Here is an 18,892-nt window from a genome sequence, read left to right as displayed (position 1 = left end):
GATGGATGCTAGTTCAACCTTGTCGCAAAATAACAAGATTTGCTTTACTTTTTTAACCATATTTGCAGCCTAAATTTTAAACTATGAGAAGAGTAGTTGTAACAGGAATGGGAGCTTTAACTCCTATAGGGAATAATGTAGAAGAGTATTGGAATGCCCTTTTAGAAGGAAAAAATGGTGGTGCCAATATTACATCTTTTGATACATCCAAGTTCAAAACGAAATTTGCATGTGAATTAAAAGGCTACGATGAAACTGAACATTTTAACCGTAAAGAAATAAAAACGTACGATAAGTTTACACAGTATGCTTTAGTGAGTGTAAAACAAGCGGTTGAAGATAGTGCGGTTGACTTTGATACCTTAAACAAGGATAGAATTGGTGTGATTTGGGGGTCTGGTAATGGTGGAATACAAACTTTCCAGGATCAATTAGTTGAGTTTGCCCAAGGTGATGGAACACCGCGTTTCTCTCCTTTCTTTATACCGAGAATATTAGTGGACATAGCGGCTGGAGTTATTTCTATGCGCTATGGTTTAAGAGGAGTGAATTACTGTGCAGTTTCTGCATGTGCCACTTCTACAACTGCTATGATAGATGCATTTAATTACATCCGTTGGAATAAAGCAGATATGATTATTACAGGTGGTTCTGAAGCGGCAATTAACGAGGCAACTATTGGTGGTTTCGGATCTGCTAAAGCATTGTCAACCAACAATGAAAATCCAGCTACAGCCTCAAAACCTTTTGACCCAAATAGAGATGGTTTTGTGATGGGAGAGGGTGCAGGAGCTTTAATTCTAGAAGAATACGAACATGCGAAAGCGCGTGGAGCTAAAATTTATGCAGAAGTAGTAGGAGGTGGTATGGCAGCTGATGCTTACCACTTAACAGGAACGCACCCGCAAGGTGATGGTGCTGTATTGGGGATGAGCTTGGCTTTAGAGGAAGCTGAAATTAAAGCAACGGATTTAGATTACTTAAACATGCACGCAACATCTACACCTTTTGGGGATATATCTGAATTGATAGCAGCAAAACGTGTGTTTGGAGACAATCCAACCTTAACAATTTCCGGAACAAAGTCTATGACAGGTCACTTATTAGGTGCTGCCGGAGCAGTTGAGGGGATAGCTTGTATTAAAGCGGTTCAGACAAACATGATCCCTCCTACAACAAATACAGAAAATATAGAGGAAGAATATAAAGATGCTTTTCATTTCCCGCTACATAAAGGAATACAAAAAGAAGTGAAATACGCCATGTCCAATACCTTTGGTTTTGGTGGACATATAGCAAGTATCCTCGTAAAAAAGTTTGAAGAATAAAGTTTTAAATATTCTCCAATAATTAAAAGCCGTGTCTAAAAGATGCGCCTTTTTTTTAGAAATAGATGGGGTGAAAACGGAGTTGGTTTTGCGCTAAACTCAATGCTGGAAAGGGGAGTTTTAAGGTGTTGAATATGGAAAGAACTTTTTTAAGGGTTGAGTTGCGAATATTCATTTTGGAAAAGTCTATGTCTAAGCTAAGCAGCAAATGACTATGTGCATGGTATTGATCTGAACCCAAACTGAAATAGTTTTCCGTACCCACTATTTTTTCATTAACAGAATAACCTAAACTGAATTGTAGCCAGGTAGGAAAGCTTTTTGAACTTTGCGTAAAATTAAAGGGTGAAAAACTAAGCCAATAGGTTTGACCGTTATAATCCTTTAAAAGTCTTTCTTGGAAGTTGCCACCTAGAACTTCTGGTCTTATTGCGGCAAAGGGACTCGGAGAGTAAGAAAACTTTAACCTTATTTTTTCTTCCTTCCATAAAATTTGCTGACCACTATACAAGAGTATGCCGCTTGCATTGGCCATCATATCAGGCCAGGAAAAGCCATAGTTTTTTTGAAAGCCATCCAAGACTTCAAAACTGGATTGGAACAATAAAGAAATTCCAGAAGAAAAAAGGAGTGATTTTTTATCGGAGTAGTCGGCCCATTTATAGATGCGATGTGCTTGCTTTTGCAAATGATAGGCACTAAAAGCATGGCCTGCTTTGTCCATTCCTAACCAACTTCTACCATCGTTTTGTACGTGAAAATTTCCTGGTGTTTCATACCACACAGATTGAAGTAGGATGGGGGTAGTCACACAAATTCCCAATAAACTACTGTGAGCTAGTGCTTTTTTGCTCCGAGCAATCTGTTCATGTGTCTTTTGCGCATGAGAAAGATCACTCACAAGCAGACAAAAAAATAGTAGTATGGTTTTTAAAAAATTACTCACCATACTACTAAAATACGATTACTTTTCCAATTGTACTTGGAAGTCAAAATCTACCACATCACCTATACTTGGGTCTGAATCCATTCCGTATTTCGTTCTGTCTAAAGAAGATTTTACGTTGAGGATAAGTACTTTTTTATCTTCTTTTTCAGCAACACCTAATACTTTAAAGTTTACCTCCAGGTCGTTTTCAATTCCTTTCATTTTAAAACTTCCCTTTGCTGTGTATTGATCGCCATTGGCAACCACTTCCTTGGATCTGAATAAAAGTGTCGGATACTTTTCAGCATCAAAGTATTCAGCACCCATCAGGTGTTCGTCTCTCATATCAACAAATGTAGACAAGCTCGCTACAGGAATTTGTATGAAGAATTTGCTTTTTGTAATGTCCGCTGGTACTTGGAAGGTTCCTTTTATCTCATTGAATACACCTTCTGTTCTTCCTTTGTCTGGACCTAAAGCAAACTTCAAGGTAGATTTATCACTCACCACATCCCAGTTTCCTTTTGCTAACTCTAAAGATTCTCCTTTTTGTTCTTCAACACTTACACCTTCTTCTTTTTGAATTAAGGCCAAGTCACTCTTTTCTTCAATAACAACAGGCTTAATGTAAGGCAGCATGAATAAAGCCATGGCCAATACACCCAAATCTACAGGTACAGAAACTCTGTTCGAAGAGTAGGATTTTACAGGTGTTAGAATGGCTAAACCAATAACGAGGGCTGCTAAACTTAGAATTCCCCCAAGGTTTTCTTTTTGCGTATATAAAATAGCAAGTACAAAAGTGATGAAGATAGGGAAGAGGAAGTTCTTCGCCAAGTATAAATAACTCCATCCCGTTTGAGAATTTGTAGCGAATCTTAGGAATATTCTATGGAACAATAATAATAAGCCTGACATGAATAATCCTGCCAACACTTCACCTCTTGAAAAATCAAGTACTTCAAAGTTACCGTAAGAAAGTAAGAAAGGTACAAGGGTTAATAAGAACAAGCTTGCCGAAGCTGAAAAGGCTAAGATGTTGTTGATGCCAAGTTTGTCTTCAGACAATATGGTTGTTGAAAGATAAAATGTAGCCGCAACGATTAATCCCAATGCTCCTAACATCTGTGAACTCATCAAGGCTAAACCTCCAATAAAAGCATAAGTAATTAAGGTTTCTAATTGATTCTCTTGTTGCTCTTTCCAAACAACATTACCGTATTTTACCACAAGATTAGAAACCAAAAGCTTGGCAGCATGTGTTAGAATAGGTGTAATTGCTCCTAGTATAGCAAATGCAAATAAATCGTTGTTACCACTTACTATATTTCCGTAATAGTTGAGCTCATAAGCCGGTAGGAAAAAAAACACTGAACTAGCAACAACGGGGATAAATGCGAAGGCCATGTGCGTAATGCGCTTAAAGATAATGGCAATCACAAAGGAACCACCTAAAACACTTAAGAGCAAAGAGGGGAGAGGTAAGTTAACCTCAATTTGACTTTCAAAGGCGCTATAGTTGACCAAAAGTAAACCTGCACCAAGCACAGTAAAGTGCAATCTTTTATAGTATTGAAGTTTGTTTTTTTGCTGTAAAAAATGCGCCAACAAACTAAAAATAAAAAATGTTGTAATTGTAATAGTTACCATGGTAATTTTTTTAACAAACGTACAAAAAAAAGTCGAACTAAATAGTCCGACTTAATATTTTTAGAAAAATGTCTTCTAGTTTCTATAAAGTGTTGCTTTCACTGCTTTCACGATACGATCAACGTTAGGCAAAGCCTCGTCAATTAAAGTAGGAGAGAAGGCAAAAGGAGTATCTGTTTGCGTAACTCTCATTACTGGTGCATCTAAGTAATCGAAAGCGTAACGTTGCACGTGGTAAGCAATCTCAGAAGAGATAGAAGCCAATGGCCAAGACTCTTCAACTACTACACAACGGTTTGTTTTCTTAATAGACTCAACAACTGCTGGGTAATCAATAGGACGAATCGTTCTTAAATCGATGATTTCACATTCAATTCCTTCTTTTGCCAAAACATCAGCAGCTGCATGAGCCACTTTAATGATTTTACCAAAAGAAACGATAGTTACATCCGCACCTTTTCTTTTTGTATCTGCAACTCCAATAGGAATTAAGTATTCTCCTTCTGGAATTTCGTCTTTATCACCGTACATTTTCTCAGACTCTAAGAAAACAACTGGGTCATTATCTCTAATCGCTGATTTCAACAAACCTTTTGCATCTGCTGGAGTAGAAGGTGTAATTACTTTCAATCCTGGAACGTGAGCGTAAAATGCTTCGAAAGATTGAGAGTGCGTAGCAGCTAACTGACCTGCAGTACCGTTACCACCTCTAAAAACGATAGGACAGTGGTATTGACCACCAGACATCTGCAACATTTTTGCTGCACTGTTAATAATTTGATCGGCTGCAAGGATAGCAAAGTTCCATGTCATGAACTCTACGATAGGTCTTAAACCATTCATAGAAGCACCCACTCCAATACCTGCAAAACCAAGCTCAGCGATAGGAGTATCAATTACTCTTTTCGGTCCAAACTCGTCTAACATACCTTGAGAAACTTTGTAAGCACCATTGTATTCGGCCACTTCTTCTCCCATTAAAAATACGTTCTTATCTCTACGCATTTCCTCAGACATTGCCTCTCTTAAAGCTTCTCTAAACTGTACAGTTTTCATCAGTCAATATTTAAAGTCATTCAAAACGAAGTTCTTAACCGCAGAACTATCGCATTATTTTTCGAGCATTTAGCAAAGAAATTTATCAACAATTTCCTATGCGCTCTTAATATCTTTTCCGTATCCTCAATACCTTAACGAAAAGCATCGTTTAAATCGCCTAAAAAGGCAAGTATTCAAGGGGACGCCAAAACTACAAAAATATTTATTTAAAGAGTAGAACAGAAAAGAATATCAGCGAAAAAATGAGAGTTTTTATAAACACTGTGTCATTAAGCCAGAATGAGCACGAGTAGAAATTAATCTTTTGTTATTTTTGTGGGGAAAAGAAATAAAACTTATTTACATGAAAATATTAGTATGTATCAGTAAATCTCCAGATACAACATCTAAGATTGCCTTTACAGAAGGGAATACAAAGTTTGATGAGAATGGAGTTCAATATATTGTTAACCCTTACGACGAGTGGTATGCTTTGGTAAGAGGATTGGAGTTGAAAGAAGCTTTGGGAGGAACTGTAACTACCATTACTGTAGGAACAGCTGCTGACGATGCTACTATTCGTAAAGCTTTGGCAATTGGAGCTGATAACGCAGTTAGAGTGGATGCAGAAGCAACTGATGCTTATCAAGTAGCCAGCGAAATTGCAGCTTACGCAAAAGACAAAGGATTTGATTTAGTATTAACAGGTAAAGAAACAATCAACTACAACGGTTCTCAAGTTGCGGGTATGATTGCAGAAGAATTAGAACTTCCTTTCGTTTCTTTAGCTACTAAATTAAATGTAGAAGGAACTACAGCGAAATTAGATAAAGAAATCGTAGGTGGTGTTGAAACAGTTGAAGCGCAATTACCTTTAGTGGTTTCTTGTGCAAAAGGTATGGCTGAACAACGTATTCCTAACATGAGAGGTATCATGGCTGCAAGAACGAAGCCTTTAGAAGTTGTTACTCCAGTTGGTGGAGAGGCAATGACATCTTTTGTTTCTTTTGATTTACCTCCTGCAAAATCTGCAGTGAAGTTGATTGATCCAGAGAACATGGATGAATTAGTAGAGTTGTTACACAACGAAGCAAAGGTATTGTAGTATTTAAAAGAGATTAGATTATCATGTCAGTATTAGTATATGTAAACAGTAACAACGGTAAAATTGCAAAGAATGCAATGGAAGCGGTTACTTACGGAAAGAAAATAGGAAATGTAACAGTTGTAACTAACGGTGGAGCAGATGCAGGAGCATTGGCTGAGTTGGGAGCATATGGAGCAGATAAAGTTTTAGTAGATAGAGCTTTTGAAGGAACAGATCCTCAACAATTGACAAAATTAGTAGTTGCAGCAGCTGAAAACGTTGGAGCTGAAACAGTGATTTTCTCTAACGATTTAGTTGGGAAATCTGTTGCTTCAAGAGTTTCTGCAAGAATGAAAGCTGGTTTGGTTGCTGGTGCAACTGGAGTTCCAGCTGAAGATGGAACAGTGAAAGTAAACGTATTCTCTGGTAAAGCTTTTGGTTTTGTTAAAGTGAATACAGCAAAAAGAGTTATCTCTTTATTGCCTAATTCTTTCCAACCAGAAAACAACGGTGGAACTGCAGCAGTTGAAGAATTTACTTCTAACTCAGGTGAAGCTGGAATCAAAGTTTTAGAAACGAAAAAACCAGAAGGTGCTATTCCATTGCCAGAAGCTGAATTAGTTGTTTCTGCAGGTAGAGGTTTAAAAGGACCAGAGAACTGGGGAATGGTAGAAGAATTAGCTACAGAATTAGGAGCAGCAACAGCTTGTTCTCGTCCGGTAGCTGATATAGGTTGGAGACCTCACCACGAGCACGTTGGGCAAACGGGTGTAGCGATTCGTCCTAACTTGTACATCGCAGCAGGTATCTCAGGAGCTATCCAGCACTTAGCGGGAGTTAATGGTTCTAAAGTTATCGTTGTGATTAACACAGATCCAGAAGCACCTTTCTTTAAAGCTGCAGATTACGGTGTAGTTGGTGATGCTTTTGAAGTATTACCAAGACTAACAGAAGCTGTAAAAAAATTCAATGCTTCAAAGTAAGATTTAGCAGATAAATATTATTTTTACATTAGTAGGAAATTAGGGAGGCTCACTTGCGTCCCTAATTTTTTTACAGATAGTTGATTACGAACAATTTCGGAAAGAAAGTAGAGCCAACAGCAGAGTAGAGCATGGAAAAAGTAAAGTTAGAGATCGTAGGATTGTCTTACAGCCAAACACAGTCAGGTGCATACGCACTTGTATTATCTGAGGTGAATGGTAAACGTCGATTACCTATTATTATAGGAGGATTCGAAGCACAAGCAATTGCTATTGAATTGGAAAAGATGACCCCTACACGTCCTTTAACGCACGATTTGTTCAAGAACTTTGCCTTAGCCTACGATATCAACATTAAGGAAATTGTAATCTATAACCTTGTTGAAGGTATATTCTATTCTAAATTAATTTGTGAGAAAGACGGTGTGATTACTGAGATAGACGCCCGTACTTCTGATGCTATTGCCCTTGGCGTTCGATTTAATTGTCCTGTATTTACTTTTGAGTCTATTTTAAGTTCTGCAGGAGTTCAATTGGACGACCCAGACGGTGATGGGGATGCCTTTGCTATGTCTGATATGGATGACGAAGAAAGTGAAGTAGATGAAAAGGATGAAATCAAAGCCATGTCTCTTTCAGATTTAGAACAGAAATTAAATGAAGCTATAGAAAAAGAAGATTACGAACTAGCTTCAAAATTACGCGACGAAATCAATAAGCGTACTTCTTAAAAATCGCATTTATGTTTACAGGTCAGGTATTTAAAATGAAGGTAGAACTACTGGAAGAGGTAGCCTATACCCTAAATTTACATCACAACGAAGAGATACATTCTATTGCCATGAATGATTACATTGGTAAAAGAATTCGCTTGCGTTACGATGGAGATATTCACTGTATTAAATGCGGGAAGAAAACAAAAACGTCTTTTGGTCAGGGATTTTGTTATCCTTGTTTTACTTCCGCTCCAGAAGCTGCAGAGTGTATTATTAGACCTGAATTGTGTAGAGCACATTTGGGAGAGGGTAGAGACCCGGAATGGGAAGAAAGAAACCATAATCAACCCCACTTTGTATACCTGGCAGCTACCGATGTAGTTAAGGTAGGTGTTACAAGAGACCATCAAATTCCAACCCGTTGGATAGATCAAGGTGCATCTTCAGCTATACGTTTAGCTCATACACCGAACAGGTATTTGGCAGGTGTATTAGAAGTTGCCCTTAAAGACCATTTTACAGATAAAACCAACTGGAGAAAAATGCTTAAAAACGATATCGATGAGAGCATAGATCTTGAGGAAGTAAAATGGGAACTCGAAGAACAATTACCTTCTGATTTAACGGAATATTTTTCAGATGATGATGAAATCGTAGAAATCAATTACCCGGTTTTAGCATATCCAGAAAAAGTTAAAAGCCTAGGTTTTGATAAACAACCCGTAATAGAAGGGGAACTGAAAGGAATCAAAGGTCAATACTTGCTTTTTGATGATAACCGTGTTTTGAATATGAGAAAACACACGGGCTATATTATTTCCTTCGAAGAAATCTAAAGCAGAACAATTTTCATTAATTTGGTGGTATGAAACTCGTGGTCACCAAATTGCTTGTAATGTTAACCTTTTTTGTTGCCGGACAAAACGCATGGCAGGTTACAGAATTGGATACATTGCCCATGGCCACAACTAACAACGCACTATGCGAAGGCTTTGTAAATAGCGAACGTTTTGTCTATAGTTTTGGAGGCTTGGATACGTCCAAAATCTACAGCGGCATTCATCGCAAATCTTTTCGCTACAACGTCAGTCAAAACCATTGGACCTCCATAGATGATGTTCCCGATACTTTGGGGAAAATTGCATCAGCTGCCTCTTATGTGCACGGTAAAATTTATGTTTTAGGGGGGTATCATGTTTTGAGCAATGGAACAGAAATTTCATCAAATCGTGTTCATATATACAATCCAGTAACAGAGAGTTGGGAAAGCGATGGTAGTCCTATTCCTTTTCCCATTGATGATCATGTACAAACGGTATATAAAGACAGTCTAATTTTTGTGATAGGAGGCTGGAGCAATACCAATAATGTTCCTCATGTTCAGGTGTATAATGTATATACAGATAGCTGGACCCAAGCTACTCAAATTCCAAATAACTCTATATTTAAATCATTTGGAGCTTCTGGTTACATGATAGGTGATACTATTTTTTACGCTGGAGGAGTTTCGGATGGTACAAATTTTTTGGCCCGAAAATACATGCGTAAAGGTGTATTGCAAAATGGTGATCCTTACAATATACTCTGGACACAAATGGATGATTTACCAGGAGACCCTTTGTATCGTGCAGCATGCAGTGGTTACCAAAATACGGTCTTTTGGATGGGAGGTTCGGCAAAAGCCTACAATTATAATGGTATAGCCTATGATGGTTCAGGAGGTGTAGACCCTAACAAGCGTATCGTTCATTATCAGAGTGTAGATCAAGACTTAATCGAAATTAATAATGCCAGTATAGCATTGATGGATTTAAGAGGAATAGCTAAAATAGGTGGAGGCAATTGGATACTCGCTGGTGGCATGGATACTTCTCAAGTAGTAAGCAACAAAACCTATTTACTGCATAATCCTAATTTTTCAGGAATTTTAGGTGGATTTCAACCGCCATATTTCAAAGTTAAACAAGTTGGAAGTAGGTTTGAAATACAAACAGAATTCGCTGGAACAGTTAAAGTTTATGATCCTTCAGGAAGGTTGTTGTATTCAAACTATAAATTGCTCGCCGATCTCTACATTGAGAAATCTGATTTATCTCATGGGTTTTTGTTGTTCCTTTTTGATGATGGATCCAACGTTCCTGTCACCGAGAAGATAATTTCTGGAAATTAATCTCATTCATTTTGTATCGCGCGCGATGTAATGTTATATTTGTCGCACACGATATAAATTATAAGCAATGAGTTTTTACGATTTTGAAATAGGAACACCTCAAGGTGAAAAGTTAAAAATGGCGGATTTTAAAGGGAAGCCTATGTTGTTGGTGAATACAGCAACCAAATGTGGATTGGCCCCTCAGTTCGATGGATTGGAAAAACTGCACCAAGATTATAAAGACAAGGGCTTGGTTGTATTAGGTTTTCCTTGTAATCAATTTTTAGGACAAGAACCTGAAACCAATGATACCGTTGTAGAGGCCTGCAGAATTAACCACGGAGTAACTTTTCAATTAACCGAAAAGATTGATGTGAACGGAGAAAACACTCATCCTATATTTCAATTTTTAAAAAATGAAAAGGGTGGTTTTCTAGGCAGTAAAATCAAATGGAACTTTACCAAGTTCTTAGTCGATGAAAATGGGAAAGTATTAAAACGTTATTCACCTACTACCAAACCTGAAAAGATAGAAAAGGACATCCAAAAATTAGTGGGATGAAAAAGGGCGAAATTCTTTTGTTAGATAACCAATTGTGTTTTCCTTTTTATGCAATTTCTAATGCACTAACACGCTATTATGGGCCTTTGCTGAAAGAGCTAAATATTACCTATCCGCAGTACCTGGTGCTGTTACTCTTATGGGAAAAAGAAGGTAGATCGGTAACAGAGATATGTGATAGATTGTTCTTAAAAACAAATACCTTAACACCGCTTTTAAAAAAGCTAGAGCAAAAAGAGTTGGTGGAGAAACAGAAGGATAAAGAGGATATACGCAAGGTTTTGATCTTTCTAACGCAAAAGGGAAAATCATTAAAAGAAAAAGCACAATGTATTCCTCAACAACTCATAGGAGCTGCCAACATGAAGGTAGAAGATATGCTTCAACTTCGCACTCTTTTAAAGCAAATGATGACGGATATCACTCAGAATTCAACGAAGAATGCCTGAAAGTAATTTTTCTCGATTTTGTTTTGCACTTAGCTGTTAAATTATTGACCTTTAGAGGAAATATTTAAAGGAAATGAAAAAAGGCGTTGTAGTATTAGGTGCTTTCTTAGCATTTGTAATGATTAAGTGTGAAGGGAATAAACCTGAGGTAGAAGGTATTGTTGAACCAGAGTTAGAAGCAGTTGTTGTAGAGCAAGAAGTGGTAGATCACCACACAAGTGAGGATGCTTTGGATTGGGCGGGTACCTATTATGGAAGTAGACCTTGTGCTGATTGTGAAGCCGTAGAAACAAAGCTTACACTCTCTCAAGACAAGGCCTTTACCTTGGTTGAAAAGTATAAAGGTAAATCGGAGGAGGAAGTGATACGCACCGGGAAGTTTTCTTTTGATAGTACAGGAATGCATGTTATGATGGATGCCGAAGGTATGCCTCGCTTAAAAGTAGGCGAAAATACGCTTATCTTTTTAGATCAAGAAGGTCAGCAAGTCAAAGGAGATTTGGCAGAACGTTACACCCTTCATAAAGCTGGAGTGTCGTTGACGCAAACAGAATGGAAGTTGGTTGAAATCAAAGGTCAACCAGTTACAGACAGTTTAACGAATCTGGTTCCAACTTTGTTTTTAGATACCTTAAACCAAAGAGTTTCTGGAAATGCAAGTTGTAACCAATACAGTGGAAGTTTTACCACCAATAATATGTTCTTTCTACATTTCAATGAGATGATAGCGACGAAGAAAGGATGCTTGGGAGCGAACATAGAACAATTATTTCTTTCAACTTTGAGTAAAGTAGATAACTACATTATAACAGGGAATACCTTGAGTTTAAACAAAGGTAAAATGGCAACCTTAATGCGATTTGTACCTGTAGAAAAATAAAATTTTGATAGGAGATTTAAATTCTCTGCTTATTTTTGAAATGCGCTCTTTGGCTATACGAAGAGCGTATTTTTGTTATGCAAACTTACTTACAAACTCCCATAGAATACTTAAAAGGTGTGGGCTCTGCTCGAGCTGTTTTACTGCAGAAAGAATTAGGGGTAAAAACCTTTGAAGATTTGTTGGAGTACTATCCTTTCCGCTATGTGGATAGAACGCGTTTTCATACCGTAAGAGAATTAAGGCAGTTAGAAGGTTTTGCTCAATTGCGCGGCCGCATAACGCGAATTCATACAACTGGAGCTGGAAGAGGTAAGCGCATGGTGGCCAGTTTTACAGACGCCACAGGAAGCATAGATTTAGTATGGTTCAAAGGACTCAAATGGATAGAAAAATCGATCAAGGTTGGAAGTGAAATTTTGGTGTACGGCAAAGCCAAACGATTTGGTTCCAATTGGAACATCACCCACCCTGAAATAGAAGATTTTAATCCTAATCAAGCTGCTAGGTTTGAACCTGTTTATCACTCAGGTGAAAAATTAACGGCCAAAGGTTTGAGTACAAAAGGTATAGCAAAGCTTACGCAAAACCTGGTTGCAAATATCAAAGGCAAAATACCAGAAACCCTTCCTCATGAGGTCATCGAGCACTACCGCTTAATGCCCAGAGAGGAGGCTTTGATTAAGGTTCATGCTCCCCTGAACATAGAGGAGGCCAAGCGTGCACAGTTTCGATTAAAGTTTGAAGAACTACTTTTTCTCCAGCTAGAACTCTTGATGCGCAAAAAAATAATGGCTGCTAAATCTCAAGGTTTTTCTTTTGAACAAGTAGGGGATGTATTTAATGATTTTTACGCCAATTATTTACCTTTCGAATTAACGGGAGCTCAAAAACGTGTATTGAAAGAAATACGCATGGACCTAAGAAAAGGAGAGCAAATGAACCGTTTGTTACAAGGAGATGTTGGGTCGGGGAAAACGTTAGTGGCATTGTTAACTATGCTTTTTGCCGTTGGAAATGGTTTCCAAGCCGCAATTATGGCACCTACAGAAATCTTGGCCAAACAGCACTTTGAATCCATCAGTGAACTTGTGGCCAAAATGGATTTAAAGGTGGCCATATTAACAGGATCCTCACGAACCAAAGAACGAAGAATTTTACACGAGGCTTTAGAAGCAGGTGAAATAGATATATTAATCGGTACGCATGCGCTTATAGAACCCAAGGTGAAGTTTAAGAACCTTGGCTTGGTTGTAATCGATGAACAGCATAGGTTTGGTGTTGCTCAGCGTGCTAAATTGCAAAAGAAAAATACACGTCCGCCCCATGTTTTGGTAATGACGGCTACACCTATTCCCAGAACTTTGGCTATGACTGCTTATGGCGACTTAGATGTAAGTGTGATCGATGAATTGCCTCCGGGTAGAAAGCCAGTAGAAACACAGCACAGGTACGAAAAAGCTCGCCCGCAGATCTTTTCTTTCTTAAAACGAGAGATAGAAAAGGGAAGACAAGTTTATGTGGTGTATCCTTTGATTGAGGAATCGGAGAGTATGGACTACCTCAACCTCATGGATGGTTATGAATCCATACAACGAAGTTTTCCGCGACCAGAGTATCAAATAAGTATGGTGCACGGTAAAATGAAGCCTGAGGATAAGGAATTTGAAATGCAAATGTTTGCCTCTGGTAAGACTCAAATTATGGTGGCTACCACTGTAATTGAAGTTGGAGTAAATGTTCCTAATGCCAGTGTCATGATCATAGAAAGTTCTGAACGTTTTGGACTTTCTCAATTGCACCAGTTAAGGGGTAGGGTAGGACGAGGTGCCGAAAAATCTTATTGTTTTTTGATGTCGGGAGACAAAATATCTAAAGAAGGTAAACGCAGACTTGAGACCATGGTAGAAACCAATGACGGTTTTAAAATTTCTGAAGTGGATTTAGAACTAAGAGGTCCGGGAGACATCATGGGAACACAACAGAGTGGTTTGTTGAATCTTAAAATTGCTGATTTGGTAACGGATGGACCTATCGTGACGATAGCGCGAGAGACGGCCAGAAATATGTTGAAATTAGACCCTAAATTACAGGAACCTAAACATGCATTTATCCGTACTAAATTAAAAACCATAATGCGCTCTAAACCCAATTGGAGTAAAATAGCTTAAAACATGAAAATACTTATTACGGTAGCCTTTGCTGCACTTTCACTTTTTACTTCAGCTCAAGTAAGTGGAGATTTAAAAAATGACAACAGAAATTTGTTAACAGCAACAGATTTTAAGTTGAAAGGGAAAACCCAAGGAGTGATGTATTTCAACATAGCCGTTGACAGTGAAGGAAAGGTAAGTTCTGTAGTGCTGGATAGAACCAAGAGTACCATCAAATCTACCCCGAGCATGATACAAGCTAAAAATACCATTTTAGGCTATCAATTTCAAAAAGGAACACATTATCCCAAGTATCACCAGGGGGTAGTAAAGATTACCTTTGTTAAAGAAAATTAATAGATGGATTCTACGACGATGTATCCTTCATGTTCATGATATAATTCGCAAACAAAGCCTTGTTGAGGAGCGCAGTCTTCCACGCGTTCATACACAACGGTTATTAATTCGTTTTCCTCATAATTTGTAAGTATTTCATCGTTGCACACCTTAAGGTCTTTCTTGTTTTTTCTCAAGTAAGTACCTGTACAATCTTTGATGAGTTGCATGTCTTCTTGCTTGGAACATGCAAACAAAAAGGGGAGGGTGAAAAGGAGTGTTAAGTATTTCATTTTAGGTGAATTAAAAAAGGGAATCCATGTGTATAGATTCCCCTTGAATATTATCCGTAGATAGCTTCTACTTTATCTTTGTACATTTCTAAGATTATTTTACGTTTGAACTTTAAAGTTGTTGTTAACTCACCTCCTTCAGTGCTCATTTCTTTGTTCAATAATTCAAACTTTTTAATCTGTTCAAATTTTCCATAGTTTTCGTTGTAAGCATCCACTTCTTGTTTTATGCGCTCAATTACTTTTGGATGTGCTATAATTTCATCATTTGAAGCATTTGCACTTAAACCTATGTTCTTTCTTTTAGCCCATTCTTTCATAAAGGCAAATTGAGGAACAATCAAAGCTGCTGGGTGTTTTTGTCCCTCACCAATCACCATGATTTGTTCAATGAATCGACTTTCTTTGAATTTATTTTCCATCATTTGAGGGATGATGTATTTACCTCCAGATGTTTTGAAAATTTCTTTTTTCCTGTCTGTAATTCGCAAGAATTTTCCATCTTCAATTTGACCAATATCCCCTGTATGGAACCAACCTTCAGCATCTATTGCTTCTGCCGTTTTTTCCGGTTGATTGTAGTAGCCCATCATTACATTAGGACCTTTTACCAAAATCTCACCGTCTTCGGCAATTTTAACCGTTACATCTTGTATTGTAGTACCTACAGATCCTATTTTTATTCCAGCTTTGAAACAGTTAACCGATATTACTGGCGAAGTTTCTGTTAATCCATATCCTTCTAAAATTGGAACTCCTGCCGCCAAGAAAATTCTAGCTAAACGGGGTTGAAGTGCCGCACTACCAGAAGCGATAGCCTTCACATTACCACCTAGTGCTTCTTGCCATTTTGAAAAGATCAGTTTTCTTGCTATGCCTAGTTTAAAATTGTAGAAGGCGCTTTTACCTGATACATCATATTCTTCTGCTAATTCTACAGCCCAAAAGAAAAGCTTACGCTTAATTCCAGATAATTCATCTCCTTTGGCCATGATTTTTTCATATACCTTTTCTAATAAACGCGGTACAGCTGTGAATACATGTGGTTTTACTTCTCGAATATTATCGCCTATCGTTTCCATAGATTCAGCGAAGTAAATGGAACAACCCAAGTACATGTAGAGGTAGTGTAACATGCGTTCGTAAACGTGACAAACCGGAAGGAAAGACAAAACGCGTGAATGATTATCGGCTGGTATTCTTGGTTGACACCCCATTACATTTGAAATAAGGTTATTATGTGATAACATAACACCCTTCGGGTTACCCGTTGTACCAGAAGTATATATCATCGTAGCCAGCATGTCATTTTTAATTACCGACTTTCTATCCTCAACTTCTTGTTCAGCAGTTTTACTGGCTTCCTTCTTTATATCACTCCAGTGGGGAATATTTTCTAATTCATCGAAGCAATAGATTTTTTCTAAGCTCGGTATGTCTTCTTTAATTTTTGTGATTTTATGGTAGAGTTCTTCTGTACCTGTTACACAAAATTTAATTCCGGCATCGTTAAAAATGTAGTGGTAATCCTTTGTTGATATGTTTGGGTAAATAGGTACTCCAATTGCACCGGTTTGTTGAATACCTATGTCCATTATATTCCACTCATATCTGTTGGGAGATACCAAAGCAATTTTATCTCCTGGCTGAATTCCAAGGGCGATTAAACCTTTTGAAACTTCGTTGGCCTGTTGGAGAAAATCCTGCGTAGAGATCGCAGTCCATTTCCCGTCAACCTTTGTGGAGAACATTACCTCTTGAGGATAGCTTTCCATTTGTATGTAGGGAATGTCGAATAGTCTTTCCGGTGTCTTCATATCTTAGTAGTTTACCTCCTAAACTTAAGGAAAAATAAATTCATTTCATACTTAAGTTCGCAGATTTTTAACTAATACATTCGTTTTTTTTCTACACTAAATATTGAATCTAGTATTAGGTATGCATAGCTATAGCTGCTTTTTAATTTCTTAAAATGTTAAAGGACAAAGTGTTCGTTAAATTTTTATTACTTTTATACTAAGCGTCCTAATGTACTTGAAACCACTTTAAAAAAATCTTTTTTAGGGTGGGTGTAACTTTAGGATGAGTTAAATTGTTTTAATTGTAAAGCAGGCATTCTTTTGACGAGATCGGAGTATAATGAAGTTGTTAATGAGCACGCAGGTCGGTTATACGGCTATGTGTTGAAATACCTCAGGGTTGAGGCTGATAGCAATGATATTGTACAAGATGTTTTCGAAAAGCTTTGGAAAAACAGAAAAAAGATAGAAGCCGTTAAGGCCAAGTCTTGGATGTTTACAACTGCACACAATACGTTAATCAACTTTGCAAAGAAAAAAGGACGAACTGTGTATAACTCAGAAACTTTACCAGAACGGGGAGTAGAGAGTCACAGTTTTGAAGCAAAGGAGATCGTTGAAAAGGTTTTGGAATTACTTCCACCTATTCAAAAGAGTATCGTGTTACTGCGAGATTTGGAGGGCTATAATTACCAAGAGATTGGTGATATGTTGTCTTTATCTGATTCTCAAGTAAAAGTGTATTTGTACAGAGCGAGAAAAAAGATGCAAAAACAATTAAAGGATTTAACAATATTTCAATGAGCGAACCTTCTATCCAAAACATAGATAAGTGGATGTTTGAATTGCACGAGGGAAACCTTTCTCCCGCGCAAGAGAAGATGTTGATGGATTTTATCGCCGTGCATCCCGAACTTTCTGTTGACTTGGACGCCTGGAAAATGGCTGGAGTTGAAGCAGAACCTGTTCAATTCGATACACAAGCATTAATTAAAAACAAAAGAAAAGCAGCTCCTATACTTTGGGGAGCTCTGAGTGTATTTGTTCTCGGTTTAGGTGCAGGCCTTGCGCTATTTTACGGAAAGGATAATCAATCCTTATACGCTGAAAAGCAATTAGATTTAAGTAGTATTTCTGAAGGTGAAATTGGAATGAATTCAACTTCGACGAATTCTTTTTCTTCTTTTGATGCGACAAGTGCTTTATCTATGGGTGGTGTAACTTCGGAAGGAGAGGCCAATAACTTTATGGCCAATTCTAACCAGGTTTTCGATCTGTCTCAATTTGAAGAAAATTTAGCACTTGCTCGTACTAAGAAGGATTTTGAAGAGAATATCTTAAAGACTTCCATTTTTGAGAATGAGGAGCTTTTTAACACTAGTAATCAACAAATTTTCCAAGAACGATTAGATAAAATTGTTGCTGCCATAGAGAATTCTGGAACCAATCCTATAAATCAAATTCAAGGGGAAGAGCCTGAGAATCTTTCAAGTTCAGGAAACCATGGAAATAACAGTGTTCATCAAAGCAATGTGAGTTCTAAATCTGAGGCTAGCAAAAGAGCGTTCACGCTGAAAAGAGCCTTGTATGAATTGGGAAGAGATGTAAAACGTACCATGAACAACCCCGTGGCGCTTAAAAATTACAGAGATCAATATTACAGTTTGCCGTCTGCAACAGGTTTTACAGTGAACCCCGGAATGGTAGGTACACAAGTTGCACCTAAGTTTCAATGGGCAACTCGTGGACAATATTTAGGAACCGCTTCTAATCAAATTTCAAATAGATTTTCCTTTGATACTTACGTCTACGAGTTAAAAGGAGGGATAGGGGTTGACCTTAACCATAACATCATCAACAATGGTGCTGTTCAAACCATGGAAGGAGCATTTACATATTCACCTAAAATAAGTATAGGTGAGAAATTCTCTTTTGAACCAGCCCTGCGTTTTAGGTTTGGAAACAAGCAAATAAATGCCAGCAAATTAGTAATGGGCTCTGTGATAGAGTTAGACAGAGGAAGACCCGTACAGTTTTTTGAAGAAGGCCAAACACCAACCGGTCAATCTTTATGGTATAGAGATGTTCAAGCTGGATTTTTACTGAATACACCATGGTTTTACCTTGGCGCGAGTATAGATAATGTTGGAAGACACTTCAATAATATTTATTCCAACGATCTCACGCAAGATTTCAAAGCAAAACAGCTTTATCAAGCACAAATTGGAACAGATTATAAATCACTTTCACAAAAAACGGTGTTGAGTACCTACGCGGTTTTTCAACAGCAAGGAAGTTGGAGAGAATTGTGGGTAGGAGCCAATGTGAATTTTAAAGGATTTCATTTTGGTGCTGCTATAAGTAATGAATTTGACCCAGCTCTTTCGTTAGGGGTAGACACGAAAAGAGTAAGGTTCATTTATAATGCTGACTACTCTACAAGTCAGATAGACGACGCAAAATATTTGTGTCATCAATTAACCCTACGCTATAAATTAAAACCAAATCGAAATGCACGACGCATTTTAAACATGTAAG

Annotated in this window: 18 protein-coding genes; 13 read left to right on the top strand and 5 right to left on the bottom strand. The window is 37.7% G+C overall.

Going from position 1 to position 18,892, the window contains the following annotated elements:
- Positions 1-83: 83 nt before the first annotated feature.
- A complete protein-coding gene (gene fabF, locus BM327_RS05745) occupies positions 84-1,328 on the top strand; it encodes a beta-ketoacyl-ACP synthase II (RefSeq protein ID WP_090247364.1) in 1,245 nt (414 codons plus the stop codon).
- A gap of 55 nt (positions 1,329-1,383) precedes the next feature.
- Here the strand turns inward: fabF and BM327_RS05740 are convergent, their stop codons facing one another.
- The 3 genes from BM327_RS05740 to BM327_RS05730 form a co-directional block, all read right to left on the bottom strand.
- Positions 1,384-2,139, bottom strand: coding sequence for a DUF2279 domain-containing protein (locus BM327_RS05740; RefSeq protein ID WP_170853687.1), 756 nt, complete (start codon positions 2,137-2,139; stop codon positions 1,384-1,386).
- Between the two features lie 153 nt (positions 2,140-2,292).
- Positions 2,293-3,906: a YceI family protein gene (locus BM327_RS05735; RefSeq protein WP_090247362.1), complete on the bottom strand. Its 1,614-nt coding sequence runs from the start codon at positions 3,904-3,906 to the stop codon at positions 2,293-2,295.
- Positions 3,907-3,981: 75 nt separating this feature from the next.
- Positions 3,982-4,962 carry a pyruvate dehydrogenase complex E1 component subunit beta gene (locus BM327_RS05730; protein WP_090247361.1) on the bottom strand — a complete coding sequence of 327 codons (981 nt, stop codon included), beginning with the start codon at positions 4,960-4,962 and terminating at the stop codon, positions 3,982-3,984.
- Between the two features lie 346 nt (positions 4,963-5,308).
- Between BM327_RS05730 and BM327_RS05725 the strand changes: the two genes are divergently transcribed.
- From BM327_RS05725 to BM327_RS05680, 10 genes are all read left to right on the top strand, one after another.
- Positions 5,309-6,049 carry an electron transfer flavoprotein subunit beta/FixA family protein gene (locus BM327_RS05725; RefSeq protein ID WP_090247360.1) on the top strand — a complete coding sequence of 247 codons (741 nt, stop codon included), beginning with the start codon at positions 5,309-5,311 and terminating at the stop codon, positions 6,047-6,049.
- Positions 6,050-6,072: 23 nt separating this feature from the next.
- A complete protein-coding gene (locus tag BM327_RS05720; RefSeq protein WP_090247359.1) occupies positions 6,073-7,014 on the top strand; it encodes an electron transfer flavoprotein subunit alpha/FixB family protein in 942 nt (313 codons plus the stop codon).
- A gap of 131 nt (positions 7,015-7,145) precedes the next feature.
- Complete coding sequence (locus BM327_RS05715) at positions 7,146-7,745, top strand: bifunctional nuclease family protein (protein WP_090247358.1); 600 nt, start codon at positions 7,146-7,148, stop codon at positions 7,743-7,745.
- An 11-nt stretch (positions 7,746-7,756) separates the two neighbouring features.
- The gene (locus BM327_RS05710; RefSeq protein ID WP_170853686.1) at positions 7,757-8,566 is read left to right on the top strand and encodes a DUF2797 domain-containing protein; all 810 of its coding nucleotides are present in this window, start codon (positions 7,757-7,759) and stop codon (positions 8,564-8,566) included.
- Positions 8,567-8,595: 29 nt separating this feature from the next.
- Positions 8,596-9,900, top strand: a complete 1,305-nt coding sequence (locus BM327_RS05705) for a Kelch repeat-containing protein (RefSeq protein WP_090247356.1) — start codon at positions 8,596-8,598, stop codon at positions 9,898-9,900.
- 67 nt (positions 9,901-9,967) lie between these two features.
- On the top strand, positions 9,968-10,444 hold the full coding sequence (locus BM327_RS05700; protein ID WP_090247355.1) for a glutathione peroxidase: 477 nt from the start codon (positions 9,968-9,970) through the stop codon (positions 10,442-10,444).
- Entirely contained in the window at positions 10,441-10,893 is a 453-nt protein-coding gene (locus tag BM327_RS05695) for a MarR family winged helix-turn-helix transcriptional regulator (RefSeq protein WP_090247354.1), read from the top strand. The genes BM327_RS05700 and BM327_RS05695 overlap by 4 nt, the downstream gene beginning before the upstream one ends.
- Positions 10,894-10,966: 73 nt before the next feature.
- Positions 10,967-11,773: a copper resistance protein NlpE N-terminal domain-containing protein gene (locus BM327_RS05690; protein ID WP_090247353.1), complete on the top strand. Its 807-nt coding sequence runs from the start codon at positions 10,967-10,969 to the stop codon at positions 11,771-11,773.
- Between the two features lie 77 nt (positions 11,774-11,850).
- Positions 11,851-13,944: an ATP-dependent DNA helicase RecG gene (recG, locus tag BM327_RS05685; RefSeq protein ID WP_090247352.1), complete on the top strand. Its 2,094-nt coding sequence runs from the start codon at positions 11,851-11,853 to the stop codon at positions 13,942-13,944.
- 3 nt (positions 13,945-13,947) lie between these two features.
- Complete coding sequence (locus tag BM327_RS05680) at positions 13,948-14,283, top strand: hypothetical protein (protein ID WP_090247351.1); 336 nt, start codon at positions 13,948-13,950, stop codon at positions 14,281-14,283.
- Here BM327_RS05680 and BM327_RS05675 read toward each other — a convergent pair.
- Together BM327_RS05675 and BM327_RS05670 are read right to left on the bottom strand one after the other, a co-directional pair.
- Positions 14,280-14,555: a hypothetical protein gene (locus BM327_RS05675; RefSeq protein WP_090247350.1), complete on the bottom strand. Its 276-nt coding sequence runs from the start codon at positions 14,553-14,555 to the stop codon at positions 14,280-14,282. The genes BM327_RS05680 and BM327_RS05675 overlap by 4 nt on opposite strands.
- A 50-nt stretch (positions 14,556-14,605) precedes the next feature.
- Complete coding sequence (locus BM327_RS05670) at positions 14,606-16,372, bottom strand: AMP-dependent synthetase/ligase (protein WP_090247349.1); 1,767 nt, start codon at positions 16,370-16,372, stop codon at positions 14,606-14,608.
- A 303-nt stretch (positions 16,373-16,675) separates the two neighbouring features.
- Between BM327_RS05670 and BM327_RS05665 the strand changes: the two genes are divergently transcribed.
- Both BM327_RS05665 and BM327_RS05660 read left to right on the top strand, forming a co-directional pair.
- Positions 16,676-17,158: an RNA polymerase sigma factor gene (locus BM327_RS05665; protein ID WP_170853684.1), complete on the top strand. Its 483-nt coding sequence runs from the start codon at positions 16,676-16,678 to the stop codon at positions 17,156-17,158.
- Complete coding sequence (locus tag BM327_RS05660) at positions 17,155-18,891, top strand: PorP/SprF family type IX secretion system membrane protein (RefSeq protein ID WP_090247347.1); 1,737 nt, start codon at positions 17,155-17,157, stop codon at positions 18,889-18,891. The genes BM327_RS05665 and BM327_RS05660 overlap by 4 nt, the downstream gene beginning before the upstream one ends.
- The last annotated feature ends 1 nt before the right edge of the window (position 18,892 follow it).

The organism is Lishizhenia tianjinensis, from assembly GCF_900116425.1.
Taxonomy (GTDB): domain Bacteria; phylum Bacteroidota; class Bacteroidia; order Flavobacteriales_D; family Crocinitomicaceae; genus Lishizhenia; species Lishizhenia tianjinensis.
The sequence above is the reverse complement of the archived record's forward strand: the minus strand, read 5'-3'. Positions and strand labels throughout refer to the sequence as shown.

Bases quoted from the DNA above. Each gene is read 5' to 3' on its own strand.
- fabF (WP_090247364.1), top strand. From the start codon at position 84: ATGAGAAGAGTAGTTGTAACAGGAATGGGAGCTTTAACTCCTATAGGG.
- BM327_RS05735 (WP_090247362.1), bottom strand. From the start codon at position 3,906: ATGGTAACTATTACAATTACAACATTTTTTATTTTTAGTTTGTTGGCG.
- BM327_RS05730 (WP_090247361.1), bottom strand. From the start codon at position 4,962: ATGAAAACTGTACAGTTTAGAGAAGCTTTAAGAGAGGCAATGTCTGAG.
- BM327_RS05725 (WP_090247360.1), top strand. From the start codon at position 5,309: ATGAAAATATTAGTATGTATCAGTAAATCTCCAGATACAACATCTAAG.
- BM327_RS05720 (WP_090247359.1), top strand. From the start codon at position 6,073: ATGTCAGTATTAGTATATGTAAACAGTAACAACGGTAAAATTGCAAAG.
- BM327_RS05715 (WP_090247358.1), top strand. From the start codon at position 7,146: ATGGAAAAAGTAAAGTTAGAGATCGTAGGATTGTCTTACAGCCAAACA.
- BM327_RS05710 (WP_170853686.1), top strand. From the start codon at position 7,757: ATGTTTACAGGTCAGGTATTTAAAATGAAGGTAGAACTACTGGAAGAG.
- BM327_RS05705 (WP_090247356.1), top strand. From the start codon at position 8,596: ATGAAACTCGTGGTCACCAAATTGCTTGTAATGTTAACCTTTTTTGTT.
- BM327_RS05700 (WP_090247355.1), top strand. From the start codon at position 9,968: ATGAGTTTTTACGATTTTGAAATAGGAACACCTCAAGGTGAAAAGTTA.
- BM327_RS05695 (WP_090247354.1), top strand. From the start codon at position 10,441: ATGAAAAAGGGCGAAATTCTTTTGTTAGATAACCAATTGTGTTTTCCT.
- BM327_RS05690 (WP_090247353.1), top strand. From the start codon at position 10,967: ATGAAAAAAGGCGTTGTAGTATTAGGTGCTTTCTTAGCATTTGTAATG.
- recG (WP_090247352.1), top strand. From the start codon at position 11,851: ATGCAAACTTACTTACAAACTCCCATAGAATACTTAAAAGGTGTGGGC.
- BM327_RS05680 (WP_090247351.1), top strand. From the start codon at position 13,948: ATGAAAATACTTATTACGGTAGCCTTTGCTGCACTTTCACTTTTTACT.
- BM327_RS05675 (WP_090247350.1), bottom strand. From the start codon at position 14,555: ATGAAATACTTAACACTCCTTTTCACCCTCCCCTTTTTGTTTGCATGT.
- BM327_RS05670 (WP_090247349.1), bottom strand. From the start codon at position 16,372: ATGAAGACACCGGAAAGACTATTCGACATTCCCTACATACAAATGGAA.
- BM327_RS05660 (WP_090247347.1), top strand. From the start codon at position 17,155: ATGAGCGAACCTTCTATCCAAAACATAGATAAGTGGATGTTTGAATTG.